Source organism: Undibacterium sp. 5I1, from assembly GCF_034314085.1.
Lineage (GTDB): Bacteria > Pseudomonadota > Gammaproteobacteria > Burkholderiales > Burkholderiaceae_D > Undibacterium.
Genome location: NZ_JAVIWI010000001.1, coordinates 504,490 through 521,250, shown reverse-complemented (window position 1 = coordinate 521,250; position 16,761 = coordinate 504,490). Strand labels below are relative to the sequence as shown.

Below are 16,761 nucleotides of genomic sequence, written 5' to 3'. Positions count from 1 at the left end.
ACTCTACGCACTACCAATCAGAGACAAAATCATCGCATGGGTCGCCGCAGCTGTTTGTGCTGGCGACTCCATCGGGATTAAATGTCCGCCAGCGATTTGCACAAAATGATTACCGACCAATTTTTTAGTCGCATCCAAACCCGCTTGTTTGCACTCCACTGACTCAGTACCACCGACAAAACCAACAGGCACATCCAAACCTGTGCGAGCCAGATAACCAAGGCCATGCGGCAAAGTGGAATAAATGGCCGTCTCCACCTCACGCGTAAAACGCAAAGTGACACCATCACCATGCTGATTCGGTGTGATGCCCGCATTAATGTAATCACGCAGCACCTCTGGCGGCCAAATGGCGAACATTTCTTTGCTGGCAAAATGTTGATATGCCTCCTCAGCATCTTTCCACTGATTTCTGCGTTTTTCTGAAAAACGAGAAGGCGAGAATTTTTTATCTATACCTAAAGCTTTAAACCAATGCAACAACATCGCACGCCAACCAGCCACCAATGGCGAGTCTAATAACACTACACAACGGACTAAATCCGGTCGCGCTTTTGCGGCCATCGTCGCTAACATTCCACCCAGAGAATGCCCCACCAAAATAACCGGCTCTTGATAACTAGCTTGCAGGGTATCAACTAATTCTTGCACTAAATACGGCCAGCTATCCGTCACAGGATAAGCAGGATTATGTCCATGTAAAGGTAAAGCCCGTACATCGTAATGCTGACGTAAATGCTCAAAAAAAACGCGATAGGTCCCGGCTGGAAAACTATTAGCATGAGCAAAATGAAGCGCAGGCTTAGTTAATTCCCTCAATTCTGTAGATTCTGTTGGCATAAGATAAGTGGTAAGTCAGTAGGTAGGGCAATCACCTTTGATACCAATAACGACGATGCTCGCTACGATATTCAGAAAAGCGCAATTCAGTGCCGAATTGTAATGTGATTGCACCAGCCTCGTCTGTTCTTAGACGTTTTATTCCAAAATCGGCATATCGTTGAAATACTTCTGGTTTGGGGTGATGGTAACGATTTAAATAACCGACCTGAAATACTGCTAACTGAGGCTGCACTGTCTGTAAAAATGCGGGAGTGGAAGACGTCCCGCTACCGTGATGCGGTGCGAGCAATACATCGGCATGCAATTTAGCTGGGATGCTATTCACCAGCTCATCTTCTTGAATTGCCTCGATATCACCCGCCAACAACATCGAATGGGTTTTGGTAGAAATTTTTAAAGTACAACTACGGGCGTTTGGCTTCCACTTCTGGCTTTCATAACTGGCTGGTGCTGGCTGCAAAACCTCAAAATTTACACCGTCCCAAGACCACGCTTGCCCAGCTAAACAACGACGATGATTTATGGCAGCCAAAACCACAGGGCTATCACTAGCTAATGAACTACTCACCCACGTAATTTGCATCTCTTTAAAAATACTTAAAGCACCACCAGAATGGTCGCTGTCATTATGCGAAATCATCACACCATCCAAAGATGAAATCCCCCTCGCGCGCAAGTAAGGCACGATCACGCGACTACCTCCGTCCGACTCTGGCGAATATGAAGGACCGGTGTCATATAACAAGCGATGGTGAGCTGTCTCTATCAGCAGACTCATACCCTGCCCTACATCCAGTGCGGTTACCGTCATTTCACCTTCAATTGGCTGACTTGCCTGGTGTAAAATTAATGGCAAACAACAGAAAATACCCAGCCAGCGCAAAGGCCAACCACGTGGTGCCAGTAACCATAAAATACCTAGCATCGCCACCCCAGCCATCCATAGCGGCGGCATTGGCGTAGTAAATACCGCAAAACTTTGGGTGCTTAAATAATCTAAAAATCGGGCAAGAAACTCGACACAAACATGCGCAAGCTCCAGCACCCAAGAGCTCATCGGTGCAGGTAACACGCTACCCAATAAAGCGAGCGGAGTCACGACAAAACTGACTAAGGGAATCGCCAGCATATTTGCGATCGGGCCTACAAAAGATAGCTGTCCAAACAGTAATAAGGTCAAAGGTACCAAGCCAATGGTCACCACATATTGGGTGAAGGTCGCGGCACGCAACATGCTAAATAGACGACCACGCCAGCTGACTGGTTTTGAAGAAGAAATACGACCAACAGACGCAAATAAAATAATCCCAACCGCACCGAACGACAACCAAAATCCCGGCCACAATACCGCCCAAGGATCAAGCACCACAACCACACCCAAGGCTAAACAAAGCACATGCGAAATACTCGTCAGACGTCCACACCACAAGGCCAGTGCAACCACACTCAGCATGTACAAAGTGCGTTGTGCAGGCACACCAAATCCTGCCAAAGCGACATAGGTCAGTGCCATTAACACACCCGCTAATGCTGCCGCTTTTTGCGCAGGTAAGTGAATCGATAATGGTTTTTTTAAAACATGACTAAGAAAAAATGAATGACGCCATAACCAATAGATCAAGCCAGCAAACAAACCCGCCACCATCGTAATATGCAACCCTGAGATAGAGAAAAGATGCCCTACCGACGTTCTGTTGAACACTTTCCAGTCAGATTGCGCGACCTCGCGCTGGTCACCCACCACCAACGCCACCAGCACGCCGGCATAAGTGTGCGCAGGCAAAGCTGCATGGATACGGGCACGCAAAGCTGCTCTGCCGCGCTCAACCAGATTGCCAATACTCCATACAAATGGCGTTATACGCTGATTGGAGTTAGCCACTGTATTAGTTGGTGAATCAGTCACTGAATTAGTCACCGAATCAGTCAGTGCAGGATCAGTCACCATAGGATCGGCAAGCACTAAATTATTACTAGCCAAGCTATTGCGTACCGTTCCGGTAGCGCGTAAGCCTTGCTCCAGCAGCCACACCTCATAATCAAAAGAATCAGGATTTGCGTTGCCATGCGGTCGCTTCAGACGGACAGTCAGCCGCCAGCGTTCTCCCGGCTGCACCGCAGCGACGGTACTATTTGATGATCTGAGAGGTGCATACCAGGACAAGGCAATTTTAGATGGCACGACTGGTTTTTGCTCATCTCCATCACTACCGGCAAGAACTTGCTCCACCAAAAAATTGAAGCGTACTCCCTGTTCGAATTGAAATGGCAAGCTGTCTATCGTACCAACCACAGTGATATCTTTGCCCTCCCAAACGTTGGGTAATTCTTGCGCTAGATAAAAATGGGCAAACGTGCTTGCCCATACAAAACCCAAGCCAGCGGCACCTACACATTTAGCGCATAAATTGAAGGCGCGATAAAAAACTGAAGAAATAATCCGCTCAGAAAGCCATGAATTGATGATAGGACTCAGCAAAGAATTGAGCACTATGCACATCAGGCTAATCACCGCCAGCACAGTCAAGTCAAAACTGTCCAGCAGCGCCGCCTGTTGCTGCAAGCAAGCAACACCAATGACAAAACTGATGATCGCTGCCCGCATCGTTTACGCTAAGAGTGAACGAAGTGAGCGCGGCAACCGGGGTAAAACTTCCAGCGCGTTGGCGGTAGACTGCGCGGCAATTTGCATGGTCGTCATCCCGCGCAACTCTGCCAATACTGCACCGATCTGCGGTAATTCTGCTGGGCTATTGATCGCTGGGTGCAACCAACTGGGAGAGATATCCGGCGCATCTGTTTCCAGCACGATGGCAGACAGCGGCAAGTTGCTTGCCATGCGCCGGATCTGAAGAGCGCGGGTATAAGTCATCGCGCCGCCAAAGCCCAGTTTAAAATTTAAATCAATAAACGTCTGCGCCTGCTGCTGGCTGCCATTAAATGCATGCGCAATGCCGCCAACGACTTTAATTCTGCGTAAATATTTGAGTATCTGATCTTGCGATCGTCTGACATGCAACAACACCGGCAAGCCAAAATCACGTGCGATTTTTAATTGCTCGACATAAAAAAATTCCTGCTTTTCGCGCAGGGGACTTTGGGTTAACGCCGGCACAAAAAAATCTAAGCCGATTTCACCGATTGCCACAAACCGCGTTATTGCGCCGTCCTCTGTAATGCCTACATCACGTGACATGATTGTTAACACCTTTTCACGCAATAGCTGCAAATCACTCTCTTGCGAAGTCGGTACAAACATTGGATGAATACCCAGGGCATAAAAGCAATCGCTGCGTTGCTGCGCCAGGTTTTTCACCGCCTCAAAATTACTCGGATGAATAGCAGGAATCACAATCGCCGACACGGCTTTTTGTGCGGCAGCATCAGCCACCGCTAGCGACGCGCCATCGAATTCCATCGCATCTAAATGGCAGTGCGTGTCTATCCACATGGCATTGCCTTGGCTTGATCTTGCTTTTGATCTTGATATGCAGGATGAATTGGATTTGGGAGCATCCTAGGATTATACCGCCTGATCTTGCTAACTAATCATCGATACCCAGAGGAAAAATAAATCATATCGTCAATGAACTTCTAACGATTTCGCAACAAGCATTATAAATATACTGGTAGTAGGTATATTTATATTGTCCATATAATCATTGGACAATACAGCATTTATTAAAAAATATTAGGGGAGTATATTGAATTAGTATTGAAAGTAATATTTGACGAGAGATGCAAAATCTTCCGCACCAAGATGACTACCAGAGATTGATATAAAAACGCAACCTCTGGCAGCTCTAACTCTCTAAGGCTTACCTCAGCAATAATTTAGCTCAGCAGCAATCCAGATGCTCCTCATGATCCGCTACGCTTGCTCGTAAGAGTTTGGCGGCTTGTACCATGTTTTCTAACGCAGCCATTGTCTCAGGCCAGTCGCGAGTCTTCAGTCCACAGTCTGGATTTACCCAAAGCCGGCGGTCTGGTAAAACGCTGCGCGCTTTTTGCAGCAGCCTTTGCATTTCGCTGACCTTGGCTACGCGTGGCGAATGGATGTCGTAGACGCCCGGGCCGATATCGTTGGGATAAGCAAAATCGCCAAAACCATCTAGCAATTCCATATCCGAGCGCGAGGTTTCTATCGTGATGACATCGGCATCCATGGCGGCGATCCAAGGCAAAATATCATTGAATTCTGAGTAGCACATGTGGGTGTGGATTTGCGTATCATCGGGCACGCCGGATGCGCTGATTTTGAAGGCACGTACTGCCCAATCCAGGTACGCGGGCCAATCGCTGCGGCGTAATGGCAAGCCTTCGCGGAAAGCGGGTTCGTCAATTTGTATCATGCCGATGCCTGCTTTTTCCAGATCACAGACCTCATCACGTAATGCCAATGCAATTTGCAAAGCGGTCGTAGCGCGTGGCTGGTCGTCGCGTACAAACGACCATTGCAACATCGTCACGGGGCCGGTCAGCATGCCTTTCATGGTTTTATCCGTCAGACTCTGGGCATAGGCGCTCCAGGCGACTGTCATGGCTTCTGGTCGATACACGTCGCCATAAATAAATGGCGGCTTCACACAGCGGGAACCATAACTTTGCACCCAGCCATTTTGTGTGAAACCATAACCCCACAGCTGCTCACCGAAATATTCCACCATGTCGTTACGTTCTGGCTCTCCATGCACCAGCACATCAATGCCCAGTTGCTCTTGCTTCTCTACCACCAGACTGATCTCAGCACGCATAGTGTCTAGATAATCCAGATGACTGAGGTCGCCACGCTTGTAAGCCGCGCGCGCTTGCCGGATCTCTTTCGTTTGTGGGAAAGAGCCTATCGTCGTGGTTGGGAACAAAGGCAATTGAAAACGTGCCTGTTGCTTCACAATCCGCTGCGGAAATGCACTTTGGCGTTCTGCGTCCGCCGCGGTAACGCCAGCGACTCTTTGCTTGACTAAAGGATTGTGAATACGGGTCGAGGTAGCACGTTTATGGATGGCGATTTGCGATGCAGTAAAGTGGGCAATGACCGAGGCTGCTTGTCCGTTTAAGGCTTGTTTTAAGGCGACAATCTCATCGAGCTTTTGTGTCGCAAATGCGAGCCAGCTTTTTAAGTCAGCATCGAGCGCTGTCTCGGTCGCCAGATCGACTGGCACGTGCAACAGAGAGCAACTGGATGAAATCCATAACTGATCGCCTAATTGCTTTTGCAGTGGTTGCAATTGCTTGAGTAAGACTGATAAATCCGCACGCCAGATATTGCGACCGTCGATCACTCCCGCAGATAACACGCGTGCTTTTGGCCACGTTTGCGCCCCATTGGCGAAAAAGTCCGCCAGTTGTTGCGGCGCTCTCACCAGATCAAGATGAACACCCGCTACCGGCAATTGATGCAATAAATTTGCATAGTCTGTTACCGCCTCAAAATAGGTTGCCAGCAAAATTTTTGGTGCCGTCTTTGCCAGCGCGACATACGCAGGCTGAAACGCTTTTTGCCATTGCTGATCCAGATCTAGCGACAAAACCGGCTCATCGATTTGCACCCATTCCACCCCGGCAGCTTGCAAGCGCGCCAGGACTTTTTGATAAGCCGGAACTATCTTGTGCAGTAAATCAAGTTTATGCTGAAGCTGTTTACCTGCGTCGCCTTTGATCTTGCCCAGATAGAGCAAAGTGATCGGCCCGATCAACGTCACCTTGGCGACATGTCCCAATTTTTGGGCTTGTGCAAGCTCATCAAATAACCAATCAACGCCGCCATCAAAGCGGGTATCAGTAGTCCATTCTGGCACCAGATAATGATAATTAGTATCAAACCATTTGGTCATTTCCATCGCGACATTGGCGCTATTACCGCGCGCGGCGCTGTAATAATTTTCTAAGGACAAAGCCTGCGGATCAAAACCAAATCGTGTCGGCAAAGCACCCAGTAATGCCAGCGTGTTTAAGACCTGATCGTACCAGGCAAAGTCGCCGACGCTAACATAATCCAGACCGGCTTGCTGCTGCACACCCCAGTGTCGCGCCCGCAAATCAGTGCCGATATCTTGTAAGGCCTCTTCGGACAATTCTTTACGCCAGAACGCTTCTTGCGCAAATTTCAATTCACGCTGCGCACCGATGCGCGGAAATCCCAAAATATGTGCTAATGCCATGACAACTCCTTTTATCTAAGTGTTGTCATGATGGTGCAACGTCGTTTATGATTCAAACGATAAATTTTAAGAATCAACTTGAATTTCACTAATAGTAAAAACCGTTTATGCAATCAATTCTGGAAGTCCGGCACCTCAAAACCCTGCACGCTTTGCGTGAGGCTGGCAATCTGTTGCGCGCTGCAACACTGTTAAATGTGACGCAATCTGCGCTGTCGCACCAAATCAAATTGCTGGAAGAGCACCACGGTAGCGCCTTGTTCGAACGCAAATCGACACCGATACGTTTTACGCCAGCAGGAGAACGACTGCTACAACTGGCCGACGCGGTGTTGCCACAAATCGCCAATACCGAGCGAGACCTCGCACGTCTAGCGCAAGGGGTTGCCGGGCAATTACGCATCGCGGTGGAATGTCATACGTGTTTTGACTGGCTCATGCCTGCGATGGATTTATTCCGTCATCGCTGGCCAGAAGTCGATCTGGATATCGTCTCCGGTTTTCAGGCAGATCCGGTTGGCCTGCTGTATAGCAACCGTGCCGATGTGGCGATTGTGGCTGAGATTGATCATGATGAGAGCGTCAGCTACCACCCATTATTCCGGTTTGAAATCGTCGCGCTACTCGCCAAAGACCATTTGCTGGCAACTCGCGATTATCTGGTGGCGCAGGATTTTGCGACCGATACGTTAATTACCTACCCGGTACCCGATGAGATGCTAGACATCGTGCGGCAAGTGCTCAAGCCGGCTGGCGTCGACGCAACAAGACGCACGACAGAACTTACGGTCGCTATGTTGCAACTGGTCGCCAGCAAACGAGGCATCGCCACACTACCGGTTTGGGCGGCACAAAATTATGTGAATCGCGATTATGTTCTGCCTAAACGGATCACTGCTGACGGCTTGACGGGCAAACTGTATGCGGCTTGCTTACCAGAACTGGCGGACAAAGCGTATTTGACTGACTTTGTGAAGACGATACGAGAAAGCAGTTATTTGAATTTACAGAGCATCGAGTTGATTTAATTCTGATTGATTTCACTCTAGTAGATGCAATGCGTTTATTGCGGAGATTATTTGCAAGCCTCCAAACCATTTTTGTACTCGGTGCTACACTTTTATTTTACTGGACGTGAGACAACACACCATGACGCATATACCCGACACCTTACTCAATTTAGGCAAAATCACCAGCGAACAGTGCGACGTGACGTTCGCCACGCGTGAGCATCAGACCAGAGAGCCGCACACACCCCCCACGCCGATTTATGTGATAGTCACCGAGGGCACGATGTTTGTCGCCAGTGGTGGTGAAGAAAAAGCGTTTCATGCAGGCGAATGGTGCGTGATTGATGCGGGCGTAGAACACGCGGAACGCTTTGCAGAGAAAACTTCGACTATCGTGTTCTGGGTTAAAAACTAACCATGTCGGTCTGAGCAAAGCAACAAATAAATATTATGCTTGGTTGATATGGGCGAATAAATAGAACGAAAACCGGTCGTATTCCAACTGCAATGACTGCAAAAAATCCTCGATAGAATCTAGCTGACGGACTTTAATCGCTTGATTGATCTCATGCGCAAAATGGCGAGCCGGATCAGCGTTGAAATTACCAAATAATCCCGCCAGCGAGTGTGCATTGAGCTGTAACGTCACAAGGTCCCGGCTAACCCATGCATCCTTCATATCACTCAATTGTTTTGGTGCATGCGTTAAAAAGTGTTCTGCGATCAAACTTACTACTTCAGCGTCCGCACTACTTATTGCGGCATGATAATCAAAATATCCCGATTCAAACGACTCCATACCAGACTTCTTTTTTTCGGTACTGATATCGTCCGCTGGAGAGCCATATGACAAGGCTAACTCTGATTGACGCGGAAAATGCTTGGCAAGGATTTGCTTAAAAATATCTGCTTTAAACGGTTTAGACAAATAATCATCCATACCATTTGCGATACAAATTTCTTGATCTCCCTCTAATGCATTCGCAGTCATCGCAATAATTGGGATATGAATATGATGTCCTTGCTCTCGTTCACGAATTTTTTTAGTCGCCTCAAAGCCTCCCATCACGGGCATTTGTAAATCCATCAAAATGACATCAAATGTCAAACTATCGTACAACTCCAAAGCTTCTTTGCCATTGTTAGCTACCCAAACCTGATGACCCCATTTCGCCAATAAAGCAGTTGCCAATGCTTGGTTCGAGAAGTTATCTTCAGCAAGTAATATTTTTAAGGTACTACTCGCTTCTCGAATACTATGTCTCGTTACGACCATTTTCTCTTCATCGTTAGCAGACCTGCTGCCACCAACGACATTCGCAATCGCTGAATAAATCTCATCTGGGCTAGCAGGTTTTAGGAGATAAGCCTGGATACCAGCCTGTCGACATTTTTTTATATCCCCAGGCATACCACTGGAGGACAACATCACAATAGGAATATGTTTCACATGCTCTATCGCCGAAAGCTGTTCTGCAACTTTAAATCCGTCGAGTCCAGGCATTGCATAATCGATCACGATGCAATCGGCTACCGCCGATAGATCAGCACAGTAAGTTAACAAGTCCTGACCGCTAGAAAAATCGACTACCTGCATCCCGACTTTCGATAACAGGGTGTGCAACACCTTGCGATTGGTCTCGTTATCATCAGATATAAAAACAGTGAGTCCGGCTAATGCGGCATTCTGTTTTTGGTTGGATTGACTATGCAGTTGATCTTCATATGGTAAGGATAATTCAACAGAAAATTCACTCCCCTCGCCCAAAATACTCGTCACACCAATTGTTCCACCCATCATCGCGACTAAACTTCGAGTAATTGACAGACCAAGACCCGTTCCACCAAAACGGCGGGTGGTTGAACCATCTTCTTGCTCAAATGCGTCGAAAATACGATGCTGCTTTTCAGCGGAAATACCTATACCCGTATCTTTCACCAGTAATAAAAAATGGACTTGATGGTCGCTGATTTTTAATAATTTAACAGAGATCAATATCTCGCCATACTCGGTGAACTTGATCGCATTTCCAACCAAATTATTGATAATTTGCCGGAGGCGCCCAGGATCACCACGTAACCTAAAAGGTATCTCAGAATCAATATCAAGGACAAGCTCCAAACCCTTCTTCACAGCACGCAATGAGTGTGTGCGCAAGGTTTCCAAAATCATTTTCGGGAAATCAAATACGATCGATTCCAATCCCATCTTGCCAGCTTCGATTTTTGAAAAATCTAATATGTCGTTAATGATCTCTAACAATGAATCGGCAGATGATTTAACGATAGACAAATATTCTCTTTGATTAGTGCCTAACTCCATGTCCAATACCAAGTCAGTCATTCCAATAATGCCATTCATCGGCGTTCGGATCTCGTGACTCATATTCGCTAGAAATTCGCTTTTTGAGCGATTAGCTGACTCTGCCGATTCTTTAGCAAGCATTAAGGTTCGTTCTGCAATTTTGCGATCAGATATATCAACAATAGTTCCTAACAAACCCAGTATGCTGCCATCAGATTTGAGTAAAGCCGTTTTAGTAAATATGGCATCGACGCAAATGCCGTTAGATAAGTCGACCACCTTCTCACGAGAAACTACACCACCAGAACTGATCGATTGCAAATCTGCGTCGGTATAAATTTTTTCAAAAGAGCGACCAAGCAAGCCATAATTATCTTGTCCAATAAAGTCCTCGGGCTTACTTTTAAATAAATCGCAAAACGCTTTATTAACACGTAAAAACTTTCCGTCACTTCCCTTAAAATAAACTGGCAGCGGAATTGATTCAAAGATCGCATCGACAAATTTTAGATTTTCTTTGAGATTTTCTGAGGCATTCCTGCGCTCGGTAATGTCTACTAAACTACCGGTTAAGCCGACAACGGTTCCGTTATCAATTTCCAGTTGCGCATAGACCGATATCCAGCGATATCCACCCTGCTTTGTAATATAACGTGCATCATGTTGTGAGTATCCCTTTGAGCCCGCAAGTAATTTGTATAACCCTGCCTCAATCGCTGCCCGGTCACTTTGATGAATAAAATCCAAAAATGATTTTCCTATCGTCTCTTCAGTAGAAAACCCGGTGATCACTGTCCAGGCGGGATTCAAAAATGTCCAGATGCCGTTTGCGTTTGTTCTAAAAACGATCTCTTTTAAGCGATCAACGACAGTACGATATTGGCGCTCACTATTAGCGATACGCTCCGCCATTTTCTTACGCTCTGTGATTTCGGTGCGGATCGCAATGTATTGATACGGTTTTCCGTCCTGATTCAAAAATGGAACGATGGTCGCGTCGACCCAATATTGATGACCTTGTTTTGCGATATTACAAATCTCGCCGTTCCATACCTTGCCATTAGAAATGGTATCCCACAAATTAGTAAAAAATTCTGGCGGATGTAATTTTGAATTGATCAACCGATGATTAACGCCAATTAATTCAGAGCGATCGTATCCACTGATCTGGGAAAATTTGTCGTTGACATAAATAATTGTTCCATCGGTGTCCGTGATGCTAACGATCGCATGTTGATCCATCGCAAAACGCTGGTTGTATAACTCTAAGCGACTAGCTTCTCTTTGGCTGACAAGCTTTGGCAATAATGCAGACAGCACTTCAAGATCATCCTCTTCGGGCAAGTTGAGGACTAATTCTGAGTGAGAAAGTAGTTCTCCGGCTGCTTTGCGCACTGATTCTAGACTGCGGTTGCGACTGGTTAATTCTGTCCGCATACGCTCATTAGCATCACTTAATTCAAACGAACTGATATCCAGACTGCGGGAACGCAGATCGAGGTCACGTTCAAACTGCCCATAAGTCGCATCGATCTTACCTATGAGTTCCGGGAGTCCGCTCAGAAATAGAACCAACTGCTCATTATCGGAACATTGTGGTGCTAGCGCTTGTGCTTGTTCGACAACGAGTGCAAAACTATCGATCGACTCGATGCCACAACTCCGTCGTAGCTGCCTGGCTAAAGTACGATGCATATGAGATTTAATGAAGGTTTATTTTAAATTTGATTCAATTTCATTGATCCAAGTGATCGTCATCGTTTGATTATGCAAACGGCATTCGCCATGGAAATCCGTACCCGCAATCTCGCCGTTAGAATAAAAACCTGTAATCGTTGTGTTTTTCCCCAAAATATCGGCAACCGCCTCTACTTCCTCATCGACACGATCCCCCATCACCAGTTTTCGGCCTATACAGCTCACCAAGATAGCAAGCGACTCACTTCCCACTTGTTTAGCTAAAGTTAAGGCGGTTGTCGCTGCGGTCTCAGCACCTTCGATTAATTTATCCGTACTTGAATGCATCAACCTTAAGTAACCGTTAGCATCGATATCGCCCGCCAAAGTAAGCGAGCCATCAACTTCGTCTATACCAAGAATCGTTCTAAAAATACCGCTTTTATCGCGATTTTTACCTAACATTTCAAATGGAAATAACAGTCCTGACCCTGGCAGGTCTTTGGCATAGTCGCCAAGGTAGCGTTTATACACGTCCAATGCACGTTCACCATCCAGCTCGAATAAAACATTTTCAGCGCAGCGCGTCACTTTTCTGGCTGGGCCAAAAGGCTCCCAGCCGGCAAACGTACCGTAACTTAGCTGTATTGATTTACCATACAAACCAACTGCAACGATCTGATTATCTGCAACGCCAGATTCACCCCAAGTCCAGGTTTGCTGAAAAGCGCCCGCATCCGCTGCGAGTCCGCCAGATATGGGAATATTGGGCGCTAAAACCGACTGTAATCCTGCTACTAAGGCACTGCCATTAATCGATACACCAGTTCCAAAAACTAATATTCCGGCAAGGTCGTCAGCCGGCAGCAAAGTCGACAATCTGGCTCCAGCATCAAACGAGTCCGCCATATTGGTGATTGGCGTTGAAACGGATCGTAATGTAGTGTTAGAAAATTTTACTGTTGTCAGCGCGACGATATCGTCATACACCCGGTCGACTGCTATTTCGCCCGCAGTGGAACATCCCAAAATAATCGCCTCGGGAAATCGCTTTTTGACACTCGGTGGAAAGTTGGCTGAAGTAAAAAACGGTACTGCACCGAATACTAAGACCAGATCAGGCGCATCGTCGAAAATCGTACTTAATATTTTTTCAAAATCGCTGTCCAGCTTTACTACAACTTGCTGTGTTTTCATTTTTTTGTCTCCAACGGCAAAGCTAAAAAAATATTGTCTAATCAGGGAACTGCGATCGAATTTTCAATACGTCTGGCCAAGCGTTTAAAAAAACATGGGCACAAGTAGGGCAAAAATGACTACCGACATTATCAGCAATATAACTTCGCGCATCGTCTAAAGACCAGGCTTTTTTATAAGGTCGCTCTGATGTCAGTGCATCGAAGACATCAGCAACAGCGACGATGCGCCCAGATAAAGGGATATCATTCCCGACCAGGCCGGCTGGATAGCCACTGCCATCAAATTTTTCGTGGTGGGCACCTGCAATTTCAGCAGCGAGCTGAATTAATGACGCGTTACTTCCACTTAAAATCTCGGCACCGATTTCAGCATGCTTTTTCATAATCGCCATCTCATCTGCGTCAAGCCGACCCGGCTTGAGCAAGATATGATCTGGCGTCGCCAATTTACCGATGTCATGCATAGGAGCAGCCTCAAGCAAGGTTTGTTGATATTCCGGCGTGAGATTTAAACATTTTGCAATCAAGGCGGAATAGTGTGCCATGCGCAAGATGTGCGCACCAGTCTCTGGATCACGATACTCAGCAGCTTTCGACAGCCGTAAAACTAATTCTTTTTCTCGTTCTAAAATTGATGCTGTCGCCAGAGATACTTCATGCCGTAAATGCTTCGCCTGATCTTTCAATAAATTTTGAGCATGGCGCAATGCCAATAAATTTTTAACCCTTAAACGAAATTCACTGGGGTCAACTGGCTTAGATAAAAATTCAGTTGCTCCAAGAGAAAGTGCTTCTTTTCTAACGTTTTTTTCATTTTCGGTAGTGACCATCACAATCGGCACATCGGCACAATTTTTCAAAGTTCTGAATTGCGCAATGAATTGATGTCCGTTCATATCTGGCATCATAAAATCCACCAGTACCAAATCTGGACTATTTGTCTGACACCATTCAATTGCCTTGAGGGGGTGCTCAAATGTCAATACATCGACCTCCGCTGCAGCTTTCGCTAAGGCACTGAGCAGAACTAAGTTTGTCGCATTATCATCAACAATAAGCACCTTCATTGAACACCTTTGAAAATAAACCTAAGTGATTTTGGAATATATTCTGAGCCTTGACTCCGTTTGCTACGTTTGCTTCGCTTTAAAAGGGCTTACTCAAACCACCCAACTGCGTTGCGGAGACAATTTTGCGTAAGTTCTCACGGATAATAATAAACATCCATTTCATCATAGCAAAAAAAGCGGGGACGGTTTAATAAATCACTTATTTTTTGGAAACAAACTTATATTTTTTATGTCGACAAACAGTTACTCCCTTATCTAGCCTGGCACTGAAGATTTACGCTAATTAATTAAGTTCACTGGCGACACCAGCACGCCATCCGCATCGGCATAAATCCAGTCACCGGCATCAATGGTTACACCAGCAAAACGGACACGCACATCTTGTTGCCCGGTATTGCGTTTGGCACTTTTAACCGGGAACGCCGCCAAAGCACGTACGCCAATCTCGCAGGCATTAATCTCGTCCACGTCGCGGATGCAGCCATTGACGATAATGCCAGCCCAACCGTTTTGCTCCGCCAGTTTGGCGAGATTACCGCCCACCAGCGCACAACGCAGGCTGCCGCCACCATCGACGATCAGCACCTGACCGTTACCAGGGGTTTCTAGCTTATTGCGTATCAATACATTTTCTTCAAACAATTTCAGTGTGACGGCGGGTCCGGAAAATTGCGTCTTGCGACCGAATTGTTTAAAAATAGGTGTAAAAACTTGTAGCTCACTGCTGGCTATTTTGTCTTCATATGCATCGCAGATATCACAGGTTAACAGACTCATTAGATTCTCCAAAAATTGAAAATACCACATACCCCCTTTATATTTAACAAAAATATCCTTAATGACCAATAAATATAAGGACAATTAAAAATACTAGTTAGGAGTATATTTAATCATATAAAAAAACAGCTATTCAACTTAGACTCCCTAACACGTCATCCGAGTGCTGATCTTATTCTAACCACAGCCGCTGCTATTGTCTAAAACACGGGCCTCTTAGTCTGGCTAAGAACTCAGACTAACAGGCCTGACTAAGAGGTCAGAATTTACTAATGCGTTTCAGGCCGAAACTTGCCCGTACTCAACACCAACATTGATGCCGAGGTTAAACAGCCAGCGTCCTTGCTTTTGTGTTTGACCCCACATTCACCGCTGTCAAAATCGCCATCACCTGGAACACGCCAATGCAGACAAAAATCCAGCTTGGATGATGCGCATCCATGACTGCGCCAAACAATAAGGGTGAGCATGCCAAGCCAGTATCAAGACCGGAGTACACCACGCCATAGACGCGCCCTGTGGCATTTTTTGGTGCTGCTGCGCGTATCAATAAATCTCGCGAAGGTCCGGCAACACCAGAGCCAAAACCGATCGCGCCCATCAATACCACTGCCAGCGCGGCGTCAACCCAGCCTGTTGCCAGCAACAATGCAAAGCAACCCGCAACTGCAAAAGCAATGCTGATCGTACGATCATGCTGTGCCGTTTTGGCTGCGATAAAACCACCCCATAGCATGCCAGCAGCAGACGCCAGCATGTAAGCGGTATAAGCCGTGGTCGCCCAAGTCAATGACATGCTATATATTTCACGCAAACCAACTGACGCAAAACTCTGTATGCCGCCCAGTGCCATTGCCGTCATAAAGAAAAAAACAAAACACATCCAGACCGCAGGCACACGCATAAAATCCATTGCCCCACCGCTGGCCTTAGCTGACATCGGTGCTGTACCAGACACTATGTTTGGTACCTCATCCGTCCGCAAAACATCGCGATATACAAACAATACGATCAACACCACAACTGGCAAAAAGGCGGCCGATAACAGGGCTGTACGCCAGCCGGAAAATCCAGCAATCGTCACCAAAAATAGCGGTGCCGCTGCCCATCCCAGATTACCGGTAATTCCGTGCACCGAGAAAGCATATCCAAGGCGTGCAGGCGACACTCGCTTGTTTAATAAAGTGTAATCTGATGGATGAAATACACTATTGCCCAGCCCAGCCAACATCGATCCAGCCATCAGCATAGAATAATTTTGCGCACCAGATAACACCAGCGCGGCAACACCCAGACAACTCACACCAAAAAACAGTACGGTTCTTGCACCGATTTTATCCACCACAAAACCAGACAGAGCTTGCCCGATACCCGAGACTACAAAAAAGGCACTCATCAATAAGCCCAATTCTGCATACGAGAGATTGAACGCCTCTTTAATCCAAGGGAATAAGGGTGCCAGTATCAAATGAAAAAAATGCGAAATACTATGCGCCATGCCGACCAGGCCAATCACTTGCGCGTCTTGCTTCATATTGCCCGGTTGCCTTGTGCTGTTGCTGATACTGATCATATGATTCTCTTTTCTGGTTAGAAGCTGCTTAGTAATTACTTAGTCATTATTGTGCAGCCAATGAACATCATTGATCGTTGCCATGATGTCGCCTTATGAAGTTATGCATCTAATTGCCACTTCATTTATTTTTATTTAAGCAAAGT

General features: G+C 46.5%; 11 protein-coding genes. 2 read left to right on the top strand and 9 right to left on the bottom strand.

The genetic code is table 11. The features are described 5' to 3' along the window. Window positions 1-3 precede the first annotated feature (3 nt). The 4 genes from RGU72_RS02195 to metE all read right to left on the bottom strand — a co-directional run bounded on the left by RGU72_RS02195 (window position 4) and on the right by metE (window position 7,004). The gene (locus tag RGU72_RS02195; RefSeq protein WP_322118171.1) at window positions 4-840 is read right to left on the bottom strand and encodes an alpha/beta hydrolase; all 837 of its coding nucleotides are present in this window, start codon (window positions 838-840) and stop codon (window positions 4-6) included. Window positions 841-871: 31 nt separating this feature from the next. Continuing rightward, on the bottom strand, window positions 872-3,448 hold the full coding sequence (locus RGU72_RS02190; protein ID WP_322118170.1) for a DNA internalization-related competence protein ComEC/Rec2: 2,577 nt from the start codon (window positions 3,446-3,448) through the stop codon (window positions 872-874). Between the two features lie 3 nt (window positions 3,449-3,451). Further along, window positions 3,452-4,294: a TatD family hydrolase gene (locus RGU72_RS02185; protein ID WP_322118169.1), complete on the bottom strand. Its 843-nt coding sequence runs from the start codon at window positions 4,292-4,294 to the stop codon at window positions 3,452-3,454. A 388-nt stretch (window positions 4,295-4,682) separates the two neighbouring features. After that, complete coding sequence (metE, locus tag RGU72_RS02180; RefSeq protein ID WP_322118168.1) at window positions 4,683-7,004, bottom strand: 5-methyltetrahydropteroyltriglutamate--homocysteine S-methyltransferase; 2,322 nt, start codon at window positions 7,002-7,004, stop codon at window positions 4,683-4,685. 107 nt (window positions 7,005-7,111) lie between these two features. Here metE and RGU72_RS02175 point away from each other — a divergent pair, with 107 nt between their 5' ends. Next, a complete protein-coding gene (locus tag RGU72_RS02175; RefSeq protein ID WP_322118167.1) occupies window positions 7,112-8,032 on the top strand; it encodes a LysR family transcriptional regulator in 921 nt (306 codons plus the stop codon). A gap of 121 nt (window positions 8,033-8,153) precedes the next feature. After that, a complete protein-coding gene (locus RGU72_RS02170; protein ID WP_322118166.1) occupies window positions 8,154-8,429 on the top strand; it encodes a cupin domain-containing protein in 276 nt (91 codons plus the stop codon). 33 nt (window positions 8,430-8,462) lie between these two features. Here RGU72_RS02170 and RGU72_RS02165 read toward each other — a convergent pair whose 3' ends face one another. From RGU72_RS02165 to RGU72_RS02145, 5 genes are all read right to left on the bottom strand, one after another. Then, a complete protein-coding gene (locus tag RGU72_RS02165) occupies window positions 8,463-12,014 on the bottom strand; it encodes a PAS domain S-box protein (protein WP_322118165.1) in 3,552 nt (1,183 codons plus the stop codon). A gap of 18 nt (window positions 12,015-12,032) precedes the next feature. Next, window positions 12,033-13,193: an FIST signal transduction protein gene (locus tag RGU72_RS02160; RefSeq protein ID WP_322118164.1), complete on the bottom strand. Its 1,161-nt coding sequence runs from the start codon at window positions 13,191-13,193 to the stop codon at window positions 12,033-12,035. 37 nt (window positions 13,194-13,230) lie between these two features. Beyond that, window positions 13,231-14,262 (bottom strand): HD domain-containing phosphohydrolase, encoded by a 1,032-nt coding sequence (locus tag RGU72_RS02155; protein WP_322118163.1) that lies wholly within the window; start codon window positions 14,260-14,262, stop codon window positions 13,231-13,233. A 282-nt stretch (window positions 14,263-14,544) separates the two neighbouring features. Continuing rightward, a complete protein-coding gene (gene rraA / locus RGU72_RS02150) occupies window positions 14,545-15,042 on the bottom strand; it encodes a ribonuclease E activity regulator RraA (RefSeq protein ID WP_322118162.1) in 498 nt (165 codons plus the stop codon). 325 nt (window positions 15,043-15,367) lie between these two features. Next, window positions 15,368-16,615: an MFS transporter gene (locus RGU72_RS02145; protein WP_322118161.1), complete on the bottom strand. Its 1,248-nt coding sequence runs from the start codon at window positions 16,613-16,615 to the stop codon at window positions 15,368-15,370. Window positions 16,616-16,761: the final 146 nt, after the last annotated feature.